Source organism: Paenibacillus sp. FSL K6-0276, assembly GCF_037977235.1.
GTDB lineage: Bacteria > Bacillota > Bacilli > Paenibacillales > Paenibacillaceae > Paenibacillus_AQ.
The window spans coordinates 1,844,406-1,867,222 of record NZ_CP150276.1; the positions used below are offsets into that span (position 1 = coordinate 1,844,406).

13 protein-coding genes are annotated in these 22,817 nt (G+C 42.6%); 7 read left to right on the forward strand and 6 right to left on the reverse strand.

What is annotated here, in order from left to right; translation table 11 throughout:
• Positions 1 to 32 precede the first annotated feature (32 nt).
• Positions 33 to 1,079 (reverse strand): LacI family DNA-binding transcriptional regulator, encoded by a 1,047-nt coding sequence (locus MHH52_RS08405; protein ID WP_340007884.1) that lies wholly within the window; start codon positions 1,077 to 1,079, stop codon positions 33 to 35.
• A 763-nt stretch (positions 1,080 to 1,842) separates the two neighbouring features.
• Between MHH52_RS08405 and MHH52_RS08410 the strand changes: the two genes are divergently transcribed.
• Positions 1,843 to 9,369 (forward strand): pullulanase, encoded by a 7,527-nt coding sequence (locus MHH52_RS08410; RefSeq protein ID WP_340007886.1) that lies wholly within the window; start codon positions 1,843 to 1,845, stop codon positions 9,367 to 9,369.
• Positions 9,370 to 9,537: 168 nt separating this feature from the next.
• Here the strand turns inward: MHH52_RS08410 and MHH52_RS08415 are convergent, their stop codons facing one another.
• Positions 9,538 to 11,283, reverse strand: a complete 1,746-nt coding sequence (locus MHH52_RS08415) for an alpha-glycosidase (RefSeq protein ID WP_340007888.1) — start codon at positions 11,281 to 11,283, stop codon at positions 9,538 to 9,540.
• 985 nt (positions 11,284 to 12,268) lie between these two features.
• Between MHH52_RS08415 and MHH52_RS08420 the strand changes: the two genes are divergently transcribed.
• The 5 genes from MHH52_RS08420 (at position 12,269) to MHH52_RS08440 (ending at position 19,565) form a co-directional block, all read left to right on the forward strand.
• Positions 12,269 to 13,603, forward strand: a complete 1,335-nt coding sequence (locus MHH52_RS08420) for a maltose ABC transporter substrate-binding protein (RefSeq protein WP_340007889.1) — start codon at positions 12,269 to 12,271, stop codon at positions 13,601 to 13,603.
• A 107-nt stretch (positions 13,604 to 13,710) separates the two neighbouring features.
• Positions 13,711 to 15,024, forward strand: coding sequence for a sugar ABC transporter permease (locus tag MHH52_RS08425; protein ID WP_340007891.1), 1,314 nt, complete (start codon positions 13,711 to 13,713; stop codon positions 15,022 to 15,024).
• Complete coding sequence (locus tag MHH52_RS08430) at positions 15,021 to 15,863, forward strand: sugar ABC transporter permease (RefSeq protein ID WP_313636954.1); 843 nt, start codon at positions 15,021 to 15,023, stop codon at positions 15,861 to 15,863. The genes MHH52_RS08425 and MHH52_RS08430 overlap by 4 nt, the downstream gene beginning before the upstream one ends.
• Positions 15,864 to 15,956: 93 nt before the next feature.
• Positions 15,957 to 18,011 (forward strand): methyl-accepting chemotaxis protein, encoded by a 2,055-nt coding sequence (locus MHH52_RS08435; RefSeq protein ID WP_340007893.1) that lies wholly within the window; start codon positions 15,957 to 15,959, stop codon positions 18,009 to 18,011.
• Positions 18,012 to 18,176: 165 nt separating this feature from the next.
• The gene (locus MHH52_RS08440; protein ID WP_340007895.1) at positions 18,177 to 19,565 is read left to right on the forward strand and encodes a cupin domain-containing protein; all 1,389 of its coding nucleotides are present in this window, start codon (positions 18,177 to 18,179) and stop codon (positions 19,563 to 19,565) included.
• A 66-nt stretch (positions 19,566 to 19,631) separates the two neighbouring features.
• Here the strand turns inward: MHH52_RS08440 and yhbH are convergent, their stop codons facing one another.
• The 3 genes from yhbH to MHH52_RS08455 all read right to left on the reverse strand — a co-directional run bounded on the left by yhbH (position 19,632) and on the right by MHH52_RS08455 (position 21,412).
• A complete protein-coding gene (yhbH, locus tag MHH52_RS08445) occupies positions 19,632 to 20,795 on the reverse strand; it encodes a sporulation protein YhbH (protein ID WP_042193520.1) in 1,164 nt (387 codons plus the stop codon).
• 171 nt (positions 20,796 to 20,966) lie between these two features.
• Entirely contained in the window at positions 20,967 to 21,206 is a 240-nt protein-coding gene (locus tag MHH52_RS08450) for a hypothetical protein (protein ID WP_340007897.1), read from the reverse strand.
• Positions 21,203 to 21,412: a hypothetical protein gene (locus MHH52_RS08455; protein WP_340007898.1), complete on the reverse strand. Its 210-nt coding sequence runs from the start codon at positions 21,410 to 21,412 to the stop codon at positions 21,203 to 21,205. The genes MHH52_RS08450 and MHH52_RS08455 overlap by 4 nt, the downstream gene beginning before the upstream one ends.
• Positions 21,413 to 21,779: 367 nt before the next feature.
• Here MHH52_RS08455 and MHH52_RS08460 point away from each other — a divergent pair, with 367 nt between their 5' ends.
• Positions 21,780 to 22,247, forward strand: a complete 468-nt coding sequence (locus MHH52_RS08460; protein ID WP_340007900.1) for a hypothetical protein — start codon at positions 21,780 to 21,782, stop codon at positions 22,245 to 22,247.
• A gap of 79 nt (positions 22,248 to 22,326) precedes the next feature.
• Here the strand turns inward: MHH52_RS08460 and MHH52_RS08465 are convergent, their stop codons facing one another.
• Positions 22,327 to 22,788 (reverse strand): hypothetical protein, encoded by a 462-nt coding sequence (locus tag MHH52_RS08465; RefSeq protein ID WP_340007901.1) that lies wholly within the window; start codon positions 22,786 to 22,788, stop codon positions 22,327 to 22,329.
• Between the last annotated feature and the right edge of the window lie 29 nt (positions 22,789 to 22,817).

Genomic DNA, 22,817 nt, shown 5'->3' on the forward strand with positions numbered 1-22,817 from the left:
AAATAAATGAAGCGTTTGATCGCTTCACTTATTCATTCGGTTTTGTTCTTAGCATGAGAGTGCATAGATGACTCTCTCACGATCAGTCGATGTGGAATAACAAATCGATTTGTATAACCAGCATCGTGATTTGGACTCTTGATATTCTGGATAAGTACCTGAGATGCGGTGTATCCAAGATGATAAATTCCAATATCAATACTACTGATCGGAGGGCTGGATAATTCAGATAATGGAATATTGTTAAAGCTTACAATAGCGAGATCGTCAGGCACTTTGTATTTCAGTTCATTCAATCCGCGTAAAATTCCGAACGATACCATATCATCAACCGCAACGAGCGCAGTAGGCCGATTAGGCAAATTCATGAAAAAAGACATCGCTCTATATCCGCTATCCTGTAGAAATTCACCTTCTACAATCCATTCATCACGCATTTCAAGGCCACTATTCTGTAATGCTTTACGATATCCTGCGAGCCGATCGCGAGAAACAATTAGATTCGGCGGTCCACTTACGAAGCCAATTCGTTCATGCCCCATTGAAATGAGGTGATTAGTTGCATCGTATGCTGCCATCACATTGTCATTATCGACAGATAAAATATTCTCATATCGATCACTTCGGCCTACTAGCACGAATGGATAATCGTTGCTCTCCAGAAAATCAATAACAGCATCATCCGTACGAGAGTAAAGCAGAATAACACCATCTACACGGCGACCCTTTAGAAGTCTTGAAACAGCTTCCAACTCTTCTTTCTCGTTTGCTCCGGAGCTAATTAACACATCGTAGCCGGAACGGCTAGCTTGTGTAACGATTCCACGGATTAATTCCATGAAAAATAGATTTGAGAACAGCTCTTCAGCAGGTTTAGGAAGACTGAAGCATATGCTGTTTGTAGTTTTCGACACTAGACTCTTAGCCATCATGTTAGGGGTATAGCCCATATCCTCCATAATAGCTTTGACCTTGCGGGAAGTTTCCAGGCTGATTCTGGGATGATTGGACAATACCCGGGATACCGTGGAGGGAGATACTCCCGCTTTCTTGGCCACATCCTTAATGGTAACTGTCATAGAAACCTCCTTATGGAACCGTTTGCTTTACACAGTAATATTAATCTAAGAGTTCTAAATTGTAAATAGATAAAGTCATTTGGAAGGGCAATATTGCTACTTTTGGATAGAGTATTAGAAATTTCAGTGTAAAATTGTTCGTTTTCACCAAAAAAAGTATGAATGATTAGCAATATTGAGCTTAATATGTATAAAAGATATCAAGTTTCTTCGAAAGGAGCATTCCGTAAATGCAAACGTATGGCTTAATTTTTTTTAGAGCAATCGATGAACTGTAAATTAAATTCGATTTGAGAAATGAATTTAGGGGTACTTTCAGAATACTGTATTAATTACAATGGGGTTGTTAGGATGAGTTTTCTTTATTTTAGCTTTTCTGTGAATTCGAGTTTGTTCAATACATAAAAATACTGGTTGACAATACCATAAATACAGGATTAGTATGTAAATCAAAATATAGCAAGCGTTTACATTGGGTTATTTTGTTTTGATATCAGTTGCACTAAAGAATGAGTTTTATGTACTTAGGTTTATGCACTCTTAATTGCAAACGTTTGCGCAGATTTCAATTTATTGTGAGATCATTTACTTTGATTAGGATGGTGATACCGTTAATCCGGTCTGACGAGCCGCAACATAGACCTTCTCAGCTAATAAGAAGGAACACGCATGATTTCATTACTTAAGAATAATTGACGGTTTCCGAGAAATCATGTATCCGCTTGCAAAAAGGGAATTCATAATCATGGGAGGTTTTACAAAAATGAAAATAACTTTATGGGGCAAGAGGGCGTTCGCGATCTTCATGATCGTTGCTCTAGTGTTCTCCACTCTTGGGTTACATCCAGTTAGTGTTTCTGCAGCAACGACGAAGGTGGTTTTAGTCGGTGATTTGCAGTCAAAGTTTACAAATAATCCTGGAAATAACTGGGATGAAAAATCAGCAGTTACTCAGATGGTTTACTCTGATAATGGGTTGTACACCTTTACGGGGACTCTGCCAGCAGGGGGATATAACTACAAGATAGCTCTAAATGATACTTGGAATGGAAGCGGATTCCCAAGTTACACTAACCCTCAGGGGAAGCTTAATGAGCAGGATAATATTCATATTGAGCTAGATACTGAGACGTCTGTAACCTTTTATTATAATGACATTACTCATAAAATAGCTGATTCGACTTACTACACGCCAATTGCTGCGGATAAGCTGCCAAGATTGACAGGAAACCTGCCAGCAGAGGCGTTGTCTATTCTAACAGATACTGATTTTGACGGTATTTACAATACGGCAGTTACAGTGCCGAAAGGAGACTACACATACAAAGTTTCTGTTCCGGGAGCCACAGAAGCAGAAGATATGTCTTATCCAGAGAACGATCTAAAGTTGAACCTACCATCAGATCTTTCGGTAACCTTCAAGTACAATTCTGCAGATCATAGTGTGAGCGCAGAATATAAAATTCCTACTGGACCTGTTGATGTTACAGCCGTTCCGGAAGGGCATATTCGTGTCCACTATAAAGCTAGTACCTATACGAATAAAGCCTTGTGGTTGTTTGGAGATGTTAAAAATCCTACAGACGGCTGGCCTAATGGTGCTTTTCCTTTCCCTGAGGATCAAATAGACTCCTACGGAGCTTATGTTGATGTGCCGATGAAGCCTGGAGCTCAAACGCTCTCTATGATCGCAATGTCACGTACTGATGGAGCGAAGGATGGAGGAGATAAGCACTTCTCGATTAAGACTCCACAAACGAACGAAGTATGGATTACAGAAGGCTCCGATGTAGTTACGCCTTATGAACCGGTTATGCTTCCGGCAAATACCGTTCGGATCCACTACATGAGATCTGATACTAATCATGATCAGTATGGATTATGGCTGTGGGATGACGTGTCTACACCTTCGGATACACTGGGTTCATGGCCAACTCCTGCGACTCCTTTCAAAGTGGATCAAAAGGACAATTTCGGTGCTTATGTCGATGTTCCACTCATAGAGGGTGCCAAGAAAATTGGCTTTATTGTAATGAAGCCTTCGAACGGAGACAAAGACGGGGACAATAAAATCTTCAGCCTGTTAGATCGTTACAATCAGCTATGGGTTAAAGAAGGCGACAACAATGTATATGTTTCTCCATTTGGTGAAACACCTATCGGTTTAGTATCCGCAGAAGTGTTGTCGAAGAGCAAAATCCTTCTTGGTTTTACACTAACCGACGGCTTGGATGCAGCACAATTGAAGAATGCAATTACCATTAAGGACAATAAAGAAGCTACAATTCCTGTTAATGCTGTAAATATTACAAGCAAAACTTCGATTGAAGTCGATACGGAAGTTTTTGATCTGGCTAATATCCCACTTAGCGTTACTTATTCGGGTAAAACAGTATCTGCGGTTACTGGCTGGAGAAATCTTGATGAGATGTACAACTATACTGGAGACGATCTAGGTGCTACGTATAATGCTGACAAAACAGCCACATTTAAATTGTGGGCACCAAAAGCAAGCTCGGTTGTCGCCAATGTATACGATAAGAATGACTCCAATGTGCTCGTGGGAAGTGTGGATTTAACACTCGGCGAACAAGGGGTATGGTCGGTCAATTTGAAGCCGACAGATCTATCCGGAACAAATGCAACAGATGTAAGAGGATATTATTATCAATATGAAGTGACGAATAACGGTGTAACCAATAAGGTCCTTGATCCTTATGCTAAATCAATGGCGGTATTTACTGTGGATACCACAGGTGCTGCTGGTGCTGGCGGAGATACAGTCGGTAAAGCGGCTATCGTTGATTTAAGCCAGACGAATCCTGATACTTTTGGCTATGCTGATATTGAAGGCTACGAAAAACGTGAGGACGCTATTGTATATGAAGTCCATGTCAGAGACTTTACATCGGATGTATCGATCGAAAGTAGTCTAAGTGGCGAAAGATGGGGATCGTATAGCGCTTTTGAAAAGAAGCTTGATTATCTTAAATCACTCGGTGTAACTCATATTCAATTACTTCCTGTAATGGCTTGGTATTACGGGGATGAAACGAAGATGGGGAATAGAGAGACTGATTACTCTGACAAAAACAATGAATACAACTGGGGATATGATCCTCACAACTACTTCTCTCCGGACGGTGCTTACTCTCAGAATCCTGCCAATCCTGAAGAACGGATTAAAGAATTAAAAGGTCTGATAGATGCCGTACATGAAGCTGGAATGGGTGTCATTCTGGACGTAGTGTACACACACATGGCTAAAAAAGAATTCTTAAACGACATCGTTCCTAATTACTACGCGTTCCAAGATGCAAACGGCAACTTTATCGGAGGTTTCGGAAACAATCTGGCCACCAACCATAAAATGGCTGAGAAACTGATGGTAGATTCCGTGAAATATTGGTTCGAAGAGTACAAGATAGATGGAATGCGCTGGGACATGATGGGCGATGCGACAGCGGAGGCTGTGCAACATGCTTATGATGCCGCGGCAGAAATAAATCCGAAGGCTCTCTTTATCGGTGAAGGCTGGAGAACATTCGGTGGCGCCGCAGCCGATCCTTCCCTTGCTGGAAAAGGTGCAGATCAGGACTGGATGGATAAAACGGATAGCGTCGGTGTTTTCTCTGATGAATTCCGTAATGAATTGAAATCTGGTTATGGTTCCGAAGGTCAGCCTAGATTTATTACGGGTGGAGCGCGTCCGATAACGACAATCTTTAACAATATTAAAGCGGAGCCATCAAATACGCCTGCCGACGATCCAGGTGATATCGTTCCATATATCGAAGCGCATGATAATTTGACGCTGCACGATGTCATTGCACAATCGATTAAAAAAGATCCTGCAATACCAGAGAATGAGCTTGAAATTCAGAAACGAATCAGACTGGGTAACATGCTTATAATGACTTCTCAGGGTACAGCCTTTATCCATGCAGGTCAGGAATATGGCCGTACGAAGCAGTGGAAGGACGATTCTATAAAACCCACGAATAAGGGTAAATTCACAGAATTGTTTGACACCAACAATCAGTCATTTGGTTACTTCATTAATGATTCCTATGATTCATCGGATGCGGTCAATAAGTTCGATTGGGCTAAAGCAACAGATGAGTTACAATTCCCTGTTCAGACTACAACTAGAAAATACACTTCAGGTCTGATGGAGCTGAGAAAGTCTACGGATGCATTCCGATTAGGCGACAAGGATTTGGTTGATTCCAATGTTAACCTAATTCCTGCTCCAGAAGTGAAGACAGAGGATCTAGTCATCGCTTATTCAAACAAAGCAACAGATGGCACAGGCATCTATTATGTCTTCATGAATGGTGATAGCACAGAAAGAACTCTGACTTTATCGGAGGACTTGACGAGTGGTCAGGTGCTTGTCGACAACGATGAAGCTGGTGTTACTGCAATTCCGACTGAGAATCAGTCAGGTTTTAGTTTAACAGCAAATTCTATTACATTAGAACCTTTAACAGCAGTAATTCTTAAAAAGGAAGCTTCGGCCGCTGGAATTACAGCTTTGGAGCTCGACAGCACGAGCTACAACCTGCCAATAGGTCAAACACACAAATCTTCAGTGTTCGCGAAATATGATGACAACAGCAGAAGAAACGTTTCCCAAATGGCTACGTACACTTCCAATAACCCTGAAGTGGCTACAGTAACTAATAAAGGTCAAGTGAAAGGGATTTCTGAAGGGATGGCCAGAATTACCATAACCTATGGTGGTATTTCTAAAACGGTTACTGTTACTGTTACCGACAAGCGATATGTCCAATTTACCTATACTCGTAGCGACAAAGAATATACGGGTTGGAATATCTGGGTTTGGGACACAGGAGTTAAGAATGGCCAGATTAATTTTACAACCTTAGAGAATGGTACAGCGAGTGTTCTGATTGAGGTTGCTGAAAATGCGACAAATGTAGGATTCGTCGTTCGTAATGGTGAAGGTGATGATTGGTCACATAAGGATGATTATGGAGATGACCGTACAATTCCGTTGACGCCGGGTGATGGGTTCATTAAAGTGAACGTAACCAGCGGGGTGAAGGAATTTGAAATCAAGCCTAGCATTGGCACACCTATCTTAAAGGATGGAACGGCTACTTTTAGGTATCGTGATCCTGCCTTGTTCCGTATTGGAAAAGTTGATGCGGTCACTTCTGCAATCGTAAAAGTGAATGGAAAAGAGTATCCAATGGTTTATGATTCCGTAAATGAATTATTCACTTACACGCTGACTGATTTAAAAGTAGGCACGTATAAGTATACTTACCTAATCACGAAAAACGGAGTCACTATTGAATACACAGATCCAAAGAATACCGTTAATGATGAATCTTCTTTTGTATATCGTAATCCTGAAATTGCGATTACGACATCCGTGAATCCGGAGGTAATAACATCTAATCAGAATGCGGTTATGACCGTTAATGCTTCCGCTTCAGAAAAAGTAATCTATACGGACGGATTTATGGATTTGACTAGTCTTGGAGGACCAAGCAAAGTTCAACTGGATACGGTGCTGCTGAAACAGACCATTGCTGTGAAGGATACAGTGACAGCGGGAATCAAGAATATTCCAATAACGCTCGTAGATCAGTATGGTAATGCCCATAAGCAAAACGCTACGATTGAGGTCAAAGCTAGAACCTACTCAGGTGATAAGCTGGATTTCGACTGGGATGAAGCACGTATATACTTCGCACTGACCGATCGTTTTAAAGATGGGGATACTTCGAATAATCAGAATGTTGATAAAAACCATCTGGAAGCATACCACGGCGGTGATTTCCGAGGGATGATTGACAGTCTCGATTATTTGCAAGAGCTAGGTATTAATACGCTATGGATTTCACCAATCGTAGATAATATTGATTTTGATCAAGGTAATGGCTTCAAACAATACGGTTACCACGGCTATTGGGCCAAAGACTTTACGAAGCTTGACGAGCATCTTGGTGACATGGATACCTTCAAGGAGCTAATCGAGAAGGCACATGACAAAGGCATCAAGATCATGGTTGACGTTGTACTCAATCATACAGGTTACGGGCTTAAACCAGGGGATAACAAACCGACGATTACAGTTGAAGATAAGGCGCGTTTTGAAGGAATGCTTCGTACGGATGGTGTATCCACGGATACAGATACGATCAAGGGTGAGCTTGCTGGCTTACCGGATTTCAAAACAGAAGATCCAGCTATTCGTGAAAAAATCATCGCTTGGCAAACAGGGTGGTTAGATAACGCTCGGACGGAACGTGGAGATACGATTGACTATTTCCGTGTGGATACAGTCAAACATGTAGAAGATACAACTTGGAAAGCATTTAAAAATGCACTGACTGCAATCGATCCAAACTTCAAAATGACCGGTGAATACTTCGGGGGAACCATTGATAGCAATGGTGGAATGCTCGAAACAGGCCAGATGGACGGACTGCTTGATTTTGGATTTAATGATGCAGCGAAAGACTTTACTGATGGTAAAGTAAACAGTGTGGATTCCTATCTACAGACACGTGAGTTAAAGATCGACAATACTAAGATGATGGCTCAATTCCTTAGCAGCCATGATGAGGATGGCTTCTTGTCCAATTATGTGGATGGAGACAAAGGCAAGCTGAAGATCGCAGCAGCCCTGCAAATCACCGCTAAAGGACAGCCAGTCATTTACTACGGAGAAGAACTAGGTAAATCGGGTAAGAATGCTGGGAAAATGTCTGAAGGTAAGTTCAGTGAGAACCGTAAAGATATGCCATGGGATCAGTTGACTGCAGAGAAACCACTTCATGACCATTATCAGAAGCTGTTGAATATTCGTGCAAAATACTCCAAAGTGTATTCCAAGGGTACTCGCACGAAGGTAGCAGGTTCAGATGAATTAGGTTATTTGGCTTTCAACAAATCTTACGAAGATGAGAACGTTGTGACGGTAATCAACACTAAGACTAGTGAGGTATCTGCAACGATTCCAGTACCATTTGCCGCCAATTCGACTGTAAAAGATGAATATAGTGGTAAAACCTACGCAGTATCCGCTGATCAAAAAGTAATCATTGATCTACCAGGTCGAGATGATGGGGGTACAGTTATTCTATCTGGGGTATCTAAAGTAACACCTACACCTGGTGGTGCCGTTGTTAACCCAACAACTCCTGCTGATACTCAAGTTGTCAGTGAGGGTAGTTTGAAGAACGGCAAAGATGGAAAGGTACAAATCGATATTGCTGCAGGAAAGACAGCTGTACTTTTACCGTTGCAAGCTGCAAAAACGTTGGGATCTAATGACTTAGTGCTTAAAGTGGGGGATCTATTAGTTACTATCCCTAATAAATTGTTAAGTGCAATTCCAAGCTTAGCTTCAGGCACAGATGCGGAAGGTTCTCAAATCTTGTTAGAGCTGAAACCTTTGGTCCAGTCTGCTGCAAAAGCATTAGTAGACGGATTTAACAAAGAGGGTGCAACCGTTACTTCACTTTCTGATGTGTTTGAATTGAGACTGAGCATTCTGAAGAAAGACGGTACCCGGATAGTAGTTAAGAAGTTCGATGAGCCAATTACGATATCGTTTAAGATTAAAGGTCAATCGAATAAAGATTTATTGGGTATCTACTATTTAGGCGATAACGGTGAACTTGAGTACGTGGGTGGACAGCTGAATGGAGACGTGATATCTGCACAAGTCACGCACTTTAGTAAATATGCCGTACTTGAGATTGTTAAGTCGTTTAAGGATGTTCCAACTACTTATTGGGCATTCCATGCCATTCAGTCCCTTGCTGCAAAACAAATTGTTTCAGGGGTTACAACAACCGAGTTTAATCCGAAGAGCAATGTTAGCCGTGCGGAATTTACCGCATTGTTAGTTCGAGCACTTGGTTTGAATGCGGAAGGGCAGGTTCAATTTACTGATATTAAGTCCGATGCATGGTACTCTTCATACGTAGCAACAGCTTCTAAGCTGGGCATTGTTAGTGGTCGAAGCAATGATACCTTTGCACCGAACGCTTCCATTACCCGTGAGGAAATGGCTATCATGGTGATCCGTGCGCTTGAAGTGAAATCTGGTAAGAAGATCGAACCAGCAGTGAGTGTCACGACATTTGCAGATGCTTCTAGCATTAGCAAGTGGGCAGACAGCTACGTGAAGACTGCAGCAGGTCTAGGGCTTCTGCAAGGCAGAGAGAACAATCAATTTGCTCCAAAAGGATGGATGACTCGCGCCGAGAGTGCACAGGTTATTTATACACTACTGGGCAAGTAAGCTGGAATCCGGTGTACTGATTTTAGTGCACCGGAGTTCTAGTAGTTAGCTAGTAATGTGTAAGTCATTCTTAGTAATCTCTAAAAGAAAACAGGGTATCCCACAGCTATCATAGCTAGTGGAGATACCCTGTTTTGTTATGTTTTATGCGCCCGAAGATGTGTATGCTTAGATGATCGCCTTAAGTATAGCGAACCCATAAGCTGGCATCTTCACGATCAGTTTGCCACGTTCTGTACGCACTGTATCGCCAGTGAACAAGTTCTCCCAATTCCGTTCGTCTACGTCAATACGGAACGTCTGAGCGGTCTCTTCACTGTTAATCAGTACGACTATAGTCTCAAGATCCAATCGGCGCTCATAGGCTATCTTACTGCCTTGTTGTCCTGCCTCCAAGAAGGTGAATGTACCTGTACGAAGCGCTGGTTGGTCATTGCGTATTTGAATGAGCTGACGATAGAATTCGAACAGATCACGATCCTGCTTCTCAGGGTTCCATTCCATGCATTTGCGGCAGCCTGGGTCACCCTCACCGTCCATACCGAACTCGTCACCATAATAGATACAAGGGGTGCCCATAAAGGTGAATTGGAATAGTGAAGCTAAGCGCATTTTATTTTTGTCCCCAGCAGCTAGCGTAAGCAAACGTGGAGTGTCGTGACTATCTAACAGATTGAAAGCAACTTCACTTGCCTGCAGTGGGTAGCGCGATAACTGTCTACCAATAGAGTTGGCAAACCCTTCTGCATCAAGGCTGCCATGAACAAAGAAGTCTAGGACGGCATCAGTGAAGGGATAGTTCATGACGGCGTCAAATTTATCACCTTCCAGCCATGGAGCAGATTCATGCCAAATTTCTCCAAGGATGTAGGCCTCAGGATTAGCACGCTTCACCACTTTGCGGAATTCACGCCAGAAATCATGATCCACTTCATTGGCCACGTCTAGGCGCCAACCGTCGATACCAACTTCTGTGATCCAGAATTCTGCGACCTTCAGCAAGTACGCTTTAACTTCAGGATGTTCTGTATTAAGCTTTGGCATATGTGCTTCAAAAGCAAAAGTATCATAAGTTGGAATGCCGTTTACAGTCTGAAGTGGAAACTCACGAATATGGAACCAGTCTTTGTAGATGGAGTCTTCTCCCTTTTCCTGAACATCCAAAAACGGAGCGAAGGTCCCACCAGAGTGGTTGAATACAGCGTCTAACAGCACGCGAATACCACGTTCATGGCAGCAGTCGACGAGTCTCTTTAACGTTGCTATATCCCCGAAATGCGGATCGACTTCCATGTAATCTTCTGTATCGTATTTATGATTGGTAGTTCCTGTAAAGATTGGTGTGAAATAAATAGCGTTGATACCAAGCTCGTTAAGATGGTCTAGATGATCGATAACTCCTTGCAGGTCGCCGCCAAAGAAGTTAGTTGGTGTTGGCTCTGCTCCCCATGGCTGAACATCTTTTGGATCAAGGCTTGGGTCGCCGTTTGCAAAGCGTTCAGGGAAGATCTGATAGAAAACAGCATCCTTTACCCAGGCAGGTGGTGTAAATACATCAACGGGGTTAATAAATGGAAACTCGAAAAGCTTGTTAGGATTATCTGGCCGATTAGTCTGAAAATCATTTTCGGTCATCCAAATGCGTTCATTATCCTTTTGCAGTAAGAATCCGTATTTTAATCGGCGATACAGGGGAACCGAAGCGCATTCCCAATAATCGAACATAGCATCAGAGGTGAAGAGGGTCATGGGAATCAGCTCTTTTGTGGTATCCCAAGTGTATTTATCCCCTGCAAAAGCAAATACTTCTGTTAAATCCCCTTTTTTAGCGCGGAGACGCAGGTGAATCGTGCTTTCATTATAGGCATAAGACCAATTTAACCGCGGACGATGGTACACAGCTTCCAGTAACATGAATAAGTCCTCCTAAAGTTTTGTAAGCGATACTTCCCTGATCAGCTTCGGCAAAACCACTTCGAAAGCACAGGCTTAGTTTTGTAAGCAATACTTCCCTGACCAGCTTCGGCAAAACCACTTCGAAAGCATACGCTTAGTTTTGTAAGCAATACTTCCCTGACCAGCTTCGGCAAAACCACTTCGAAAGCATACGCTTAGTTTTGTAAGCGATACTTCCTCGAACAAGCTTCGGCAAAACTACTACGAAAGCATACGCTTAGTTTTGTAAGCAATACTTCCCCGAACAATTCACCACAGCGCGTGGGTTTTAGAATGTCGCTATTGTTATTGGTTGCACAGTTATTTATGCAACATGCGCAAAAGAAGTGGCAAATTAGCACATAACAAAGAGGCACAACCGCCGCGAAGTAGCTTGTCCGAGGTTGTACCTTTCATAAGTAACATTGCCTTTTAATTGTATAGAACAGGAGGCAGACAATAGATGTAATGATTCATGTTGGATAGCCTCTTAACGATTTGGATTATAGCATGGAATAAAAGTGCTTTCAATACTCTTGTTCAAACCATTGCACAAATTTTCACTTGAGTGCGTAGGCGTTTCTAATGCCGGATTATTGTAAATCTATTAGAAAAGTGAATTTGTGGTATATCAGGGGCGAATAAAATAGAGATTCCATTTTTCAAAACATGAATAATCGATTAATTAAAAGATATCATGTGAAAAATGGAGATAAATGCCTATAGCATTTATAAATTAATGGAAAATGGTCAAATATGATGTGTGCAAACGTTTTTAAAAACAAACGATACTGTTGTATGATGTATTCATGAATGAAGCGCTTTCTTGCTCTGCTAAATGCAGCTCATGAAGGAGCAAGCTAAAATAAGAATTTTTTTTTAGCCTTTCTGAAATCGTTTGCGCAAGTTTCTGCTCTACTATTTTACCATCTTACGCTTTTTTAAAATTGGGAGGGGTTAAGTAATGAAGTTGAAAAAAATGATGGTTATCACCGCTGCTGTCTCAATGGCACTATCCGTTACAGCGTGTGGTTCGAACAACAATGGGAATACCGGGGGTAACAACACAGCAAAAGCTACTAATGCTGCTAATAACGTTACAGAGACTGCAGCGCCAGAGAGCACAGATGCAGCAGCGACAGAAGAGATTGTACCTGAAGATGGAGCGACGCTAGTTGTATGGGAAAGTAAGGAAGAAAGACCATTCGCAGACGAGATTGCTAAGCAGTTCACAGCGAAATATAACGTTCCAGTCAAGATTGAAGAGTTGGCACCACCAGATCAAGTAACTAAACTTACTCAAGATGGTCCTTCAGGATTAGCAGCAGACGTTATTCTTATTCCTCACGACAACTTAGGTAAAGCCGCAAGTGCGAGCTTGGTTCTTCCTAATGACGTGTTCGGTGAAGAAACAAAGGCTAGCAATACTGAAGCTTCGATTATCGGATCTTCGTACGATGGCGAATTGTATGGCTACCCAAGAGCAGCAGAAACTTATGCATTATTCTACAATAAATCACTCGTTAAAGAAGCACCTAAATCATTCGATGATGTTCTTGCATTCAGCAAAACATTCACGGATAAATCCAAGAACAAATACGGAATTATGTGGGAAGTAGGAAACTTGTACTTCAACTACATGTTTATCGCTTCCGATGGTGGATACCTGTTCGGTAAGAACGGTACAGATAAAGAAGATATCGGACTTGCTAACGATGGATCTATTGCAGGACTTAAAGAATTTGTGAAAATGAAAGAAGTATTACCAATTAAGAGCGGAGATATCAACAGTGATATCAAACGCAGCTTGTTCAACTCAGGTGATGTAGCGATGGATATCACAGGTCCTTGGGAGCTTGGAGGATACAAAGCAGCTCTTGGAGATAACCTTGGTATCGCACCGATCCCTACAGTAAATGGAAAAACTGCTATCACATTCTCTGGTATCAAAATTTTCGCAGTTAACTCGTTTACTCAATATCCGAATGCTGCTAAATTGTATGCTCATTTTGCATCAAGCAAAGACGCTCAATTGTTACTGAACAAAACGATCGGTTCTGTTCCTACAAACAACGAAGCGCTTCTTGATCCACAAATCGTTAACGATCCATTTGTATCCGCTTTTGCAGCACAAGCTAAGAGCTCCCAGCCAATGCCTTCTATCCCTGAAATGGGTAACGTATGGAGCCCTGTAAATGCAGCTCTTCCAGAAATTTGGGATAAGAATGTAGATCCAAAAGCAGCAATGGACAAAGCCGTTCAACAAATCAAAGATTTGAACAACAGTTCATCGCAATAAGGATCATAAATCACAGTCTTAACAGCATACAGTGAATCAAGCTGCCCGTCGCATGTTTAGCGGAGGGCAGCTTCTTATTTTCACTCGGAGAGGAGAACGGAAGCGAAATGCAGCGACATCGAACGAGGGCCGCAGTACTGTCGACGATTTTCATGGGATTGGGACAAATATATAACCGCCAATTCATCAAAGGAATCATGTTTTTAGTTGTAGAAGCCGCCGCTGTTTTTTATTTTATTGAGAATCTTGCTACTGCATTATGGGGTATTGTCACACTAGGAGAAAACCCTAGCCGTTTAGTAAAAGTAAAAGGCATCGCTAAGATGGTAGCTGGGGATCACTCAATATATATTTTGATTCAAAGCTTGATCACCATTCTAATGCTTATCATAATAATCCTCGCTTGGTATTTGAACATTAAAGATGCTTATAGGACTGGAGAGAAACGCGATAACGGTCTTCAGGCAAACACCTTTAAACAAAGTGTTCGCTATATACTGGATTACAAGTTCGCTCAGACGTTCTTGGTCTTGCCGGGTATTGGTGTTCTATTCTTTACGATCATGCCAATCATCTTCATGATCCTGCTAGCGTTTACGAACTATTCCGCACCTGATCATCTTCCACCCGCTAAATTGGTTGACTGGGTAGGATTTCAGACCTTCCGTAATTTATTGGTTCTCAAAACATGGAGTCACACTTTTTATGGCGTATTAACATGGACGATTATATGGGCAGTTCTTTCAACGATTACTACATATTTCGGAGGACTATTGGTAGCCTTACTGGTGAGCCAAAAGGGTATTCGTTTCAAAGGAATGTGGAGAGTTATTCTGATTGTGCCTTACGCAGTACCACAGTTAATCTCTTTGCTGCTCATGCGCAATTTATTTAACGGTCAATTCGGCCCTATCAACCAATACCTCGGGTATTTTGGTATGGGCGGATTGCCATGGCTAACAGATCCATTTTGGGCTAAGGTTACCGTAATTATTGTTAACATGTGGGTCGGTATTCCAGTATCGATGTTACTTATAATGGGCGTGCTGACTACAATCCCTCGGGATATGTATGAAGCTGCCGAAGTGGATGGAGCATCAGGTTATCAGAAGTTCCGTATTGTTACGTTACCGATGGTATTGTTCTCCACAGCGCCTACCTTAATTACGCAGTTTGCAGGTAACATTAACAACTTTAATGCGATCTTCCTATTAACAGGTGGTAGTCCTGTAAATGGTGATTATCAATATGCCGGTTCCACGGACTTGCTAGTAACCTGGCTATACAAATTAACACTTGATCAGAATAAAAACAACATGGCTTCGGCAATAGGGATTATTATCTTTATCATTGTTGCTTCATTCTCCCTGTACAATTACCGCCGGACGAAATCATTCAAAGAGGAGGATATGATCCAATGAGCAGAAAGGTCGCGAACTTTATTCGCTTAAGTGGTAGTTACATCATCTTGATTGGTTTGTCGATAGCTGCACTCTATCCGGCCCTCTGGATTTTATTTGCTTCTTTCCGGCCTGGTAAATCACTGTACAGTAAAACGTTTATCCCTGAACAATTCACCTTCGATCACTACAGAGAATTGTTCACATCGCCGAGCTATATGTTTGGAACTTGGTATGCTAATACACTGAAAATAGCCATCTTCTCCATGCTTATCGGTGTAGTTCTTACCTTGTTAACTAGTTATGCTGTATCCAGATTCCGGTTTAAAGCGCGTAAAACAGCGTTATCCACCGTTCTGATCCTTGGTATGTTCCCTGGTTTTATGAGTATGATTGCCATTTATATGCTCCTTAAAGAGTTTAATTTGCTGGATACACATATTGCCTTGATTATCGTTTATGCAGCTGGGGCGCCACTGGGGGGAACCTTTATCGCCAAAGGCTTCCTCGACACGATTCCTCGTTCTTTGGATGAGGCGGCTCGAATAGACGGGGCAAGCAATTTCGGGATATTTATGCGAGTTATTCTTCCATTGTCACGCCCTATGATCACTTACATGGCACTGACTCAGTTTGTCGGTCCTTGGGTGGATTTCATTTTCGCCAGACTTATTTTGCGGACGAAGGAGAACTGGACCGTCGCAGTCGGAATGTGGGATATGGTTAACACGAACCAAAACACTAACTTTACCTTGTTCTCTGCCGGTGCTGTTCTGATCTCTATCCCGATTATGATTTTGTTTGTATTCTTGCAACGTCTGCTTGTTGATGGATTGACTGCAGGAGCTAGTAAGGGGTAAACAAATTCGCTTCATACTAAAGAATGAACAGGGTACAGCCTTTGTACAGTAATGGAAGGCTGTACCCTTATTCCATCATAGGGGGTGAACTTAATGAAAAAGCTATGGACTCTACAATTTAGATCAGTTGGAATGAAATTGTTCGTTATTCTATTCAGCTCCATAGTGCTCTTATCCTCTGTACTAGGATTGACTTCATATTATGCTGCCAAAGATATCATTACTGATGAGGTTGCCGCGGCCTCCTCACAGTCTGTAGTTCAAGCAGCAGACAAGCTGGATTTTGTTCTAACAGAATATGAAGCGCTTTCGAGACAATTTGCACTCGACTCTGCATTAAAAGGTGATTTGGAAAAAATAAATAGTGGTGAACTTACAACGGTAGCCAAAGTTGCCATAGAAGATCGGATTCGTAGAAAGCTAGACTTAGTAAAAGGATCAGATGTGCGGATGTATGGCGTCAGACTGGTATCTAAGAGCTTGGAAGAAACAGAATCGTATAAATCTGCAGGCATTAGTGGCCTTCGTAGTGATGAAGGCATTACTGAAAGACTGAAACAAATTGCAGATGCTAAAGGAGAGCCAGTGTGGTTTCCCGTTCGTGAGAAAGGCTTCTTTGATGCTTATACTGAGCCGTCTTTAACCATGGGAAGATTGCTTCGCAATCTTGTACATCCTGAAGCGGAGTATTACATGCTTATTGAAGTTAAAGGGAAGGCCATGACTGAAATGTTGTCTAATCTTCAGATTGGAATTACCGGTCAGATTCGGATTTTGAGCACAGATGGTAACATTGTTTATGGTGCGGATAATGCGAAATTGGGCCAACCCTCTTACATAAAAGTTACTGAAGAGCAAGATGTAGAACAGAATCATTCATTTACAGCAGCGGATGAGGACGGAATTCCTCAACTTGTCGTATATAAGCCTTTAACGACAGCAAAATGGACGCTCATGGGATATGCGCCGGTCAGTGATTTTACGAAGTCGGCGGACAAGCTTCTATATATCACGTTATCTGTAGTGCTGGCAGCTGCCGTGATAGCCCTGTTAATTGGCTATGTTCTTGTTCGTTTGGTTGGGCGTCCACTGGGTAAACTGGCGACCTTAATGGAAGAAGGTGAGCGAGGAAACCTTCGTGTACGAACGAATTTTAAGGGTAAGGATGAGATTGGCCGGCTCGGGCATAGCTTTAACAAAATGATGGAGCAAATTTCTCTGCTTGCAAGCCAGAGTGAAATGTCAGCGGATGAAGTGCTTGGTACTTCGGAACAATTAGTCAAAGCATCAGGTACAACCTCACTTCATGCCAGAGAGGTTGCATCCGCTACTGGTGAGATTGCACTTGGAGCAGCTAGCCTTGCTGTCGAAGCAGAAAGAAGCCATTCTAATGTCGAAATCATTGGCAGCAAGATGAGTGAAGTAACTGAACTAAATACAGTAATGGACGCTTCGGCGGAGCGAGTTATTGAGGTTAGTGATCAGGGTACAGAGCTGATGAAACTGCTAGTAGAGCAGAGTGAGTCTACGGTGGAGATGTTCAATCGAATACAAGAGAACTCCAATAAGCTAAGAGAGAGTACTCATTTAATTCGCAGTATTCTTAGTCCTATGATTGCCGTAAATAAGCAGACCAATATTTTGGCGCTAAATGCCACTATAGAGGCGGTAAGAGCCGGTGCAGCAGGCAGAGGCTTTATAGTGATTGCTGATGAAATCAGACAGCTTGCTAACCAATCGAATGAGTCGATCCAATCGGTCTCCAAGATTACGGAAGAGATTGGTTTACACATTGAGAACACGGTTAAAGATATCAATGAGACCGCTCCAAAGTTCCGTGAGCAGATTTCTTCCGTACGTGAGTCGTCGACGATCTTTGCGAGTGTCAAAGAGGAAATGGAACACTTCATGGGGCATATTAGTGAATCCTCTGCTTCTATCCATGAACTGATAGAGTTTCAGCGTCAATTAGGTGAATCCATGGCGAGTGTCAGTTCCATTGTGCAGCAGACGACGGCTTCGACGCAGGAGGTAGCTTCTATGTCTTCACAGCAATTTACTGTAAGTGAGGAGCTAGTTGCCTTATCCCAAAAGCTAGAGAGCTTAGCAGCAGACCTTAAGCAATCTATGGTTTCTTTTCAAGTATGAGAATTAAATCTTAATAGTAAAACAATAAAACGAGTAACTCTCCTGTGTATTGGAGTTTTACTCGTTTTTTTCTAACTTAATGACTTCAAGTAGCTCTTCTTGTCTTAGAAGTGGTTTGGGAGATACACTTGGATTAACATTTTAATAGAAGAAAGGAGTGATCGATTGACGAATTTGCATCTAAGCCTTAGTGGGAGTCTTTTTCAGCAGGCATTAATTCAAGGGGACTATAGTCCTCATTTTTTTGCTTACTATTATAAACAGTGGAACAACTACAGTATGTCTTACCATCAACATAATTCAACCGAAATCATGTATTTGATCTCAGGGAGCTGTGTCGTAGATGTCCATCCAAGAATGGGTGAAGAAGAGAGATTTAGGTTAAAGCGGGGAGAATTGATCATACTCGATGCGAATGTTCCGCACAGACTGATCGTCGAGGATGGGTCGCCCTGTCGAATGTTGAATGTGGAGTTTGGATTTATGGAATACACAGGGGTTGCTCCATCTATCGGCAAGCTTGCCCTGCAAGAAAAGGCGCTTGCTGAATGGTTACAGGTTCCCTTTTCCAGTCTAGTCATGCTTGATCCGGAGGAAATCTATCATGTACTAAAGGGACTTGTACTGGAGCTTGATCAAAGTGGCGGTAACGGTGGAAGTATGGTCGACTTATTGTTCTGTGAGCTTCTGCTACGTTTATCTAGCTTGCGACAGGATCAGCTTCATGCCAGATTGGTTACGCTTTCCTCAGCGCCCTTGCTACAATGGACAGGAACAATCAATTCATTAGAATCCAATGGTCATCTAAGTGAATATGTGCCATGGTACCGTAAACGCAGCGATGAAATTATGGATTGGATCGATCTCGGAAGCTGGATTAATGGTGAGACTGGTGGATATTTACGTGTCTGCACCGAAGGGCGGAATTGGTTCGAAACGGATTTTCCAAATTGGATGAAGGACTCGGCACTGGAGTATACGGTGAGGAATCGCGGAGAAGAGCATGGTTCTTTCATTATTGAAGGATTGGAAACAGGCAGAGTGTACAGAGGCCACTTTAACACTGTGAACAATGGCGTGATTTCTAATTTGCCAGATGATGCGATCATCGAAGCGCCGGGGTATGTGGATCGAAACGGAATCTCCATGCCGCTTGTAGGTGAATTGCCGCTTGGACCTGCAGCAGTGTGTAATGTCAGCATTTCGGTGCAACGTCTTGCTGTTGAAGCCGCAGTACATGGCGATGATAAGCTACTTCGTCAAGCCTTTATGATGGACCCGCTGGTAGGTGCAGTATGTAATCCGAAAGAAATCTGGCAGATGGTCGATGAGATGCTTGTGGCCGGGGAGCAATGGCTACCTCAATACAGCGAAGCCATTGCTAAAGCGAAGGAACGCTTGGCTACCGGAGATCTTATTTCGACAAATGCCAACAATGAAGGCGCGGCTCGCTTGAAGGTGAAGACGGTTGATGAGATGATGCAGGACCGGGACGCAGCGAACAAAAATGCTGGTGAATCTGACAAAGGCAAGGACAGAGAGAAGGTTCACTAGATTGTGTTGTGATGCTTGGCGGTCTACAAAAAACAGCAAGTCTCGTTATCGGAGACTTGCTGTTTTTTATGAATTAACAGTGCCCTTTTGACTGAAGAAGGTCTTTAGCGCCTGGTACACTTCTTTTTTGTCTTTAATGACATAATGCATGAATTGTTCGTGCTTTAGATGACGATAAGCGGACATTAATGTGCTGCTGCGATTGTACTGATTCACTTCGCCGTAGCCAAACATATTGCTTCGTTTCAGTAATTCTCCGATTAGCTTCACACAACGTTCGTTGTCGGAGGTGAGGTTATCCCCGTCGGAGAAGTGAAACGGATAAATATTGTACTGCGCAGGTGGGTATCGGCTATCGATAATCTCAATCGCTTTTTGATAGGCTGAGGAACAGATGGTTCCCCCACTCTCGCCACGAGTGAAGAAATCATGTTCGCTGACCTCTTTAGCCTCCGTATGGTGGGCGAGAAAGACAATCTCCACCTTTTCATACTGGCGGCGTAGAAAGCGGGTCATCCAGAAGAAGAAGCTACGGGCACAATATTTTTCAAAAGAACCCATACTACCTGACGTATCCATCATCGCAATAATGACCGCATTGGAGTGAGGTGTTCTTATGTCGTCCCATGTTTTGTAGCGCAAATCATCAGGACTAATACTGTGAATTCCAGGATTGCCTCTGCTAGCATTACGCCGAAGGTTCTCCAGCAGGGTACGCTTCTTATCGATGTTGGACATCATACCTTTTTTACGGATATCGTTGAAGATGATGGATTTAACCTCGATCTCTTCCTTATTCTTTGGCTTTAGATGCGGCAATTCCATATCTTGAAACAAGATGTCCTCCAGATCCTCCAGATTGACCTCTGCTTCCACGGTGTCTTGACCGGGTTGATCCCCTGCTTTTTCCCCTTTGCCGGGCTGTGCCGACTGTGAATCGCGCCCAAGTACATCGCCGACCTGACTTTCCCCGTCTCCCTGTCCTACATGCTTTTGCTTACGGAAGTTATAGATAATTCGATACTCATCCAGACTGCGGATCGGAACCTTCACAATCTGCTTACCGCCTGACAAAATAATATTTTCTTCGGTCACGAGATCCGGCAAATTATCCTTGATAGCTTCTCTGACCTTTTGCTGATGACGTTCCTGATCCTGATGGCCTTTACGATGAAGGGACCAGTCTTCTTTTGAGACTACAAAGGAAAAGGGACCAGATGATTGCGACAGGATGACCACCTCCCATGGAATATAAATGCTGACTGAAGGAACCTTAGGCAAAGAATATTTGGGGCCCCCGCAAAGTACCTGAGTACGCATCGAAAGCAAAGCCTCACTTTGTGGGGATGTTTTGAGGTTGTAACTAAAGTATATTCATGGGGATGGGGGATATGTGATTTCTTATTCGCTGATCTCTTCCACGGTCAATATATAACTGTTCGACTGGCTCTTGCCAGAGTATTCACGTCCATCTAGATTGAAAAAATATTGAGCGGTTACTAAGCTTTCAAGGAAACGACCCAGAACATGTTCACTTATCTGGACAAAATAATGGATGTTTACAGTGGTAGCAGGCTTGACTGTCCCTAGAGGCAAGGTGCCATTAAATGAAGATTGCGGAATTGGAATTCCGTCAATCACAATGCTGTTAGGATCAATAAGGCATTTTTTGGTGTTAGACGACTTAGAGATACTTCTGCAGGCCAATTTCCACTATTCGTTAGTGAGATCCAGCAATGGACGTGCTCTCCTGCTTCCACAAGGGTAGGCTTAGCATGAGTTTCGAGAGAGATGACAGGTGTGACTATTAAGGTAGTAACTGTATTGGAACGAGAGGTTTGTCTCATGAATGGAAATATCTTCTTTGATTACGGTGAAATGGCACATGATTGCATGCACAACATTGGCTTGATGGGTTTTAATATTTCTAGTTCCTCTGTTTCTTAAAGAGGTTCTTCATAAGATAACCTGCTTCTTTACTGGATCCGCAGCCGATATCGATTCTCAAGGGGACCACTCCTTAGGGATAAATCAGGCTCAACACTATTGTATTAACCCCACTTCAGCCTGCATCCGGCGGATGCCTATTAAAGAATGGAAGTTATTAAAAATTAACGTATTATGAAACTTTAGCAGTGTTGATAACGTTTATAGGAGTAGGCTTGTGGAAAATGACTTTAAAAACAACCGCTAAACATAGAGGAGGCAGTCAACATGAAAAAACAACGTTCCTTACCCGCCATAGCTGCAATCGCAGCATTAACACTAGCCTTAACCGCTTGCGGTGCTACTAATAATTCTGCACAGCCATCTGCAGAACCAACTGCAACAGCTTCTCCAGTACCAACAGAGGAGAGCACAAGCACGCCCGTACCTACAGAAAGTACGAGTACAACTGCACCAACTGAGAATCCAAGCACTCCAGCGCCAAAACCTACTGCAAATCCAGAAGCCAAAATTCTTAAAGGAACAGGCGTTTACGTCGGACAAATAGATAGTCATTCTGTTGAGATTGAGACCAAAGAAGGTCCTACGGCTTTTGAGATTACAGCTGGAATGGAGAGCATACTTGAAAAGTTGAATACGGATGATCCCGTAGTTTTTGAATATGTAGAAAAAGCAGTGGAAGGCGATGCTACAGTTAAACAGCGGGTACTTTCGAAGCTGTCTCTTGCAAAGTAAAGGAACTCTATCATTTATGAATAACAAAATGGCTGCCCCTGATTGATTTCAGGAGCACCCATTTTGTCAATATAAGAATTTATAACGTCCCAGCATTAACTAAGAAAATAGTAATAAGCAACATAAAGAGTAGGATAATCACCCCGTTGATGATTGTGCCTATAACGCCGAACACCTTACGACGCTTCCGGATGGAAAGTCCAATAATACCGATGACAACACCAATCACATTAAGAGCTGAAAGAATGATAACAGTCATTCCGAGAAGCATTATGGACTGCGATGATTCGGCTAGTAGATTAGAGTTCTCATTAACCATTGAAGAAGCCTTCATAATAATGAAGATAAAGAGGGCTGCATAGCCCATAATGGTCACGAGACTGATGATGAAAGAAGCAATACCAGGTCCAGAGTGTTGTAGGTCATGGTCTACTTTTTGATACGAATACGGCGAATCAGCCCCTGGCTGACTCAGATTAGGTTGGGGATTTCCTACCTCTGTCGTAGGTATGTCAGATTTTGATAGAGAATTAAGATCCATAGGTTGCACTCCTTGAGAGATAAGAATGA

Excerpts from the sequence above, each read along its gene's own strand:
- MHH52_RS08425 (WP_340007891.1), top strand. The coding sequence starts at position 13,711 with ATGCAGCGACATCGAACGAGGGCCGCAGTACTGTCGACGATTTTCATG.
- MHH52_RS08455 (WP_340007898.1), bottom strand. The coding sequence starts at position 21,412 with ATGAGACAAACCTCTCGTTCCAATACAGTTACTACCTTAATAGTCACA.
- MHH52_RS08410 (WP_340007886.1), top strand. The coding sequence starts at position 1,843 with ATGAAAATAACTTTATGGGGCAAGAGGGCGTTCGCGATCTTCATGATC.
- MHH52_RS08415 (WP_340007888.1), bottom strand. The coding sequence starts at position 11,283 with ATGTTACTGGAAGCTGTGTACCATCGTCCGCGGTTAAATTGGTCTTAT.
- MHH52_RS08420 (WP_340007889.1), top strand. The coding sequence starts at position 12,269 with ATGAAGTTGAAAAAAATGATGGTTATCACCGCTGCTGTCTCAATGGCA.
- MHH52_RS08460 (WP_340007900.1), top strand. The coding sequence starts at position 21,780 with ATGAAAAAACAACGTTCCTTACCCGCCATAGCTGCAATCGCAGCATTA.
- MHH52_RS08465 (WP_340007901.1), bottom strand. The coding sequence starts at position 22,788 with ATGGATCTTAATTCTCTATCAAAATCTGACATACCTACGACAGAGGTA.
- MHH52_RS08405 (WP_340007884.1), bottom strand. The coding sequence starts at position 1,079 with ATGACAGTTACCATTAAGGATGTGGCCAAGAAAGCGGGAGTATCTCCC.
- MHH52_RS08430 (WP_313636954.1), top strand. The coding sequence starts at position 15,021 with ATGAGCAGAAAGGTCGCGAACTTTATTCGCTTAAGTGGTAGTTACATC.
- MHH52_RS08435 (WP_340007893.1), top strand. The coding sequence starts at position 15,957 with ATGAAAAAGCTATGGACTCTACAATTTAGATCAGTTGGAATGAAATTG.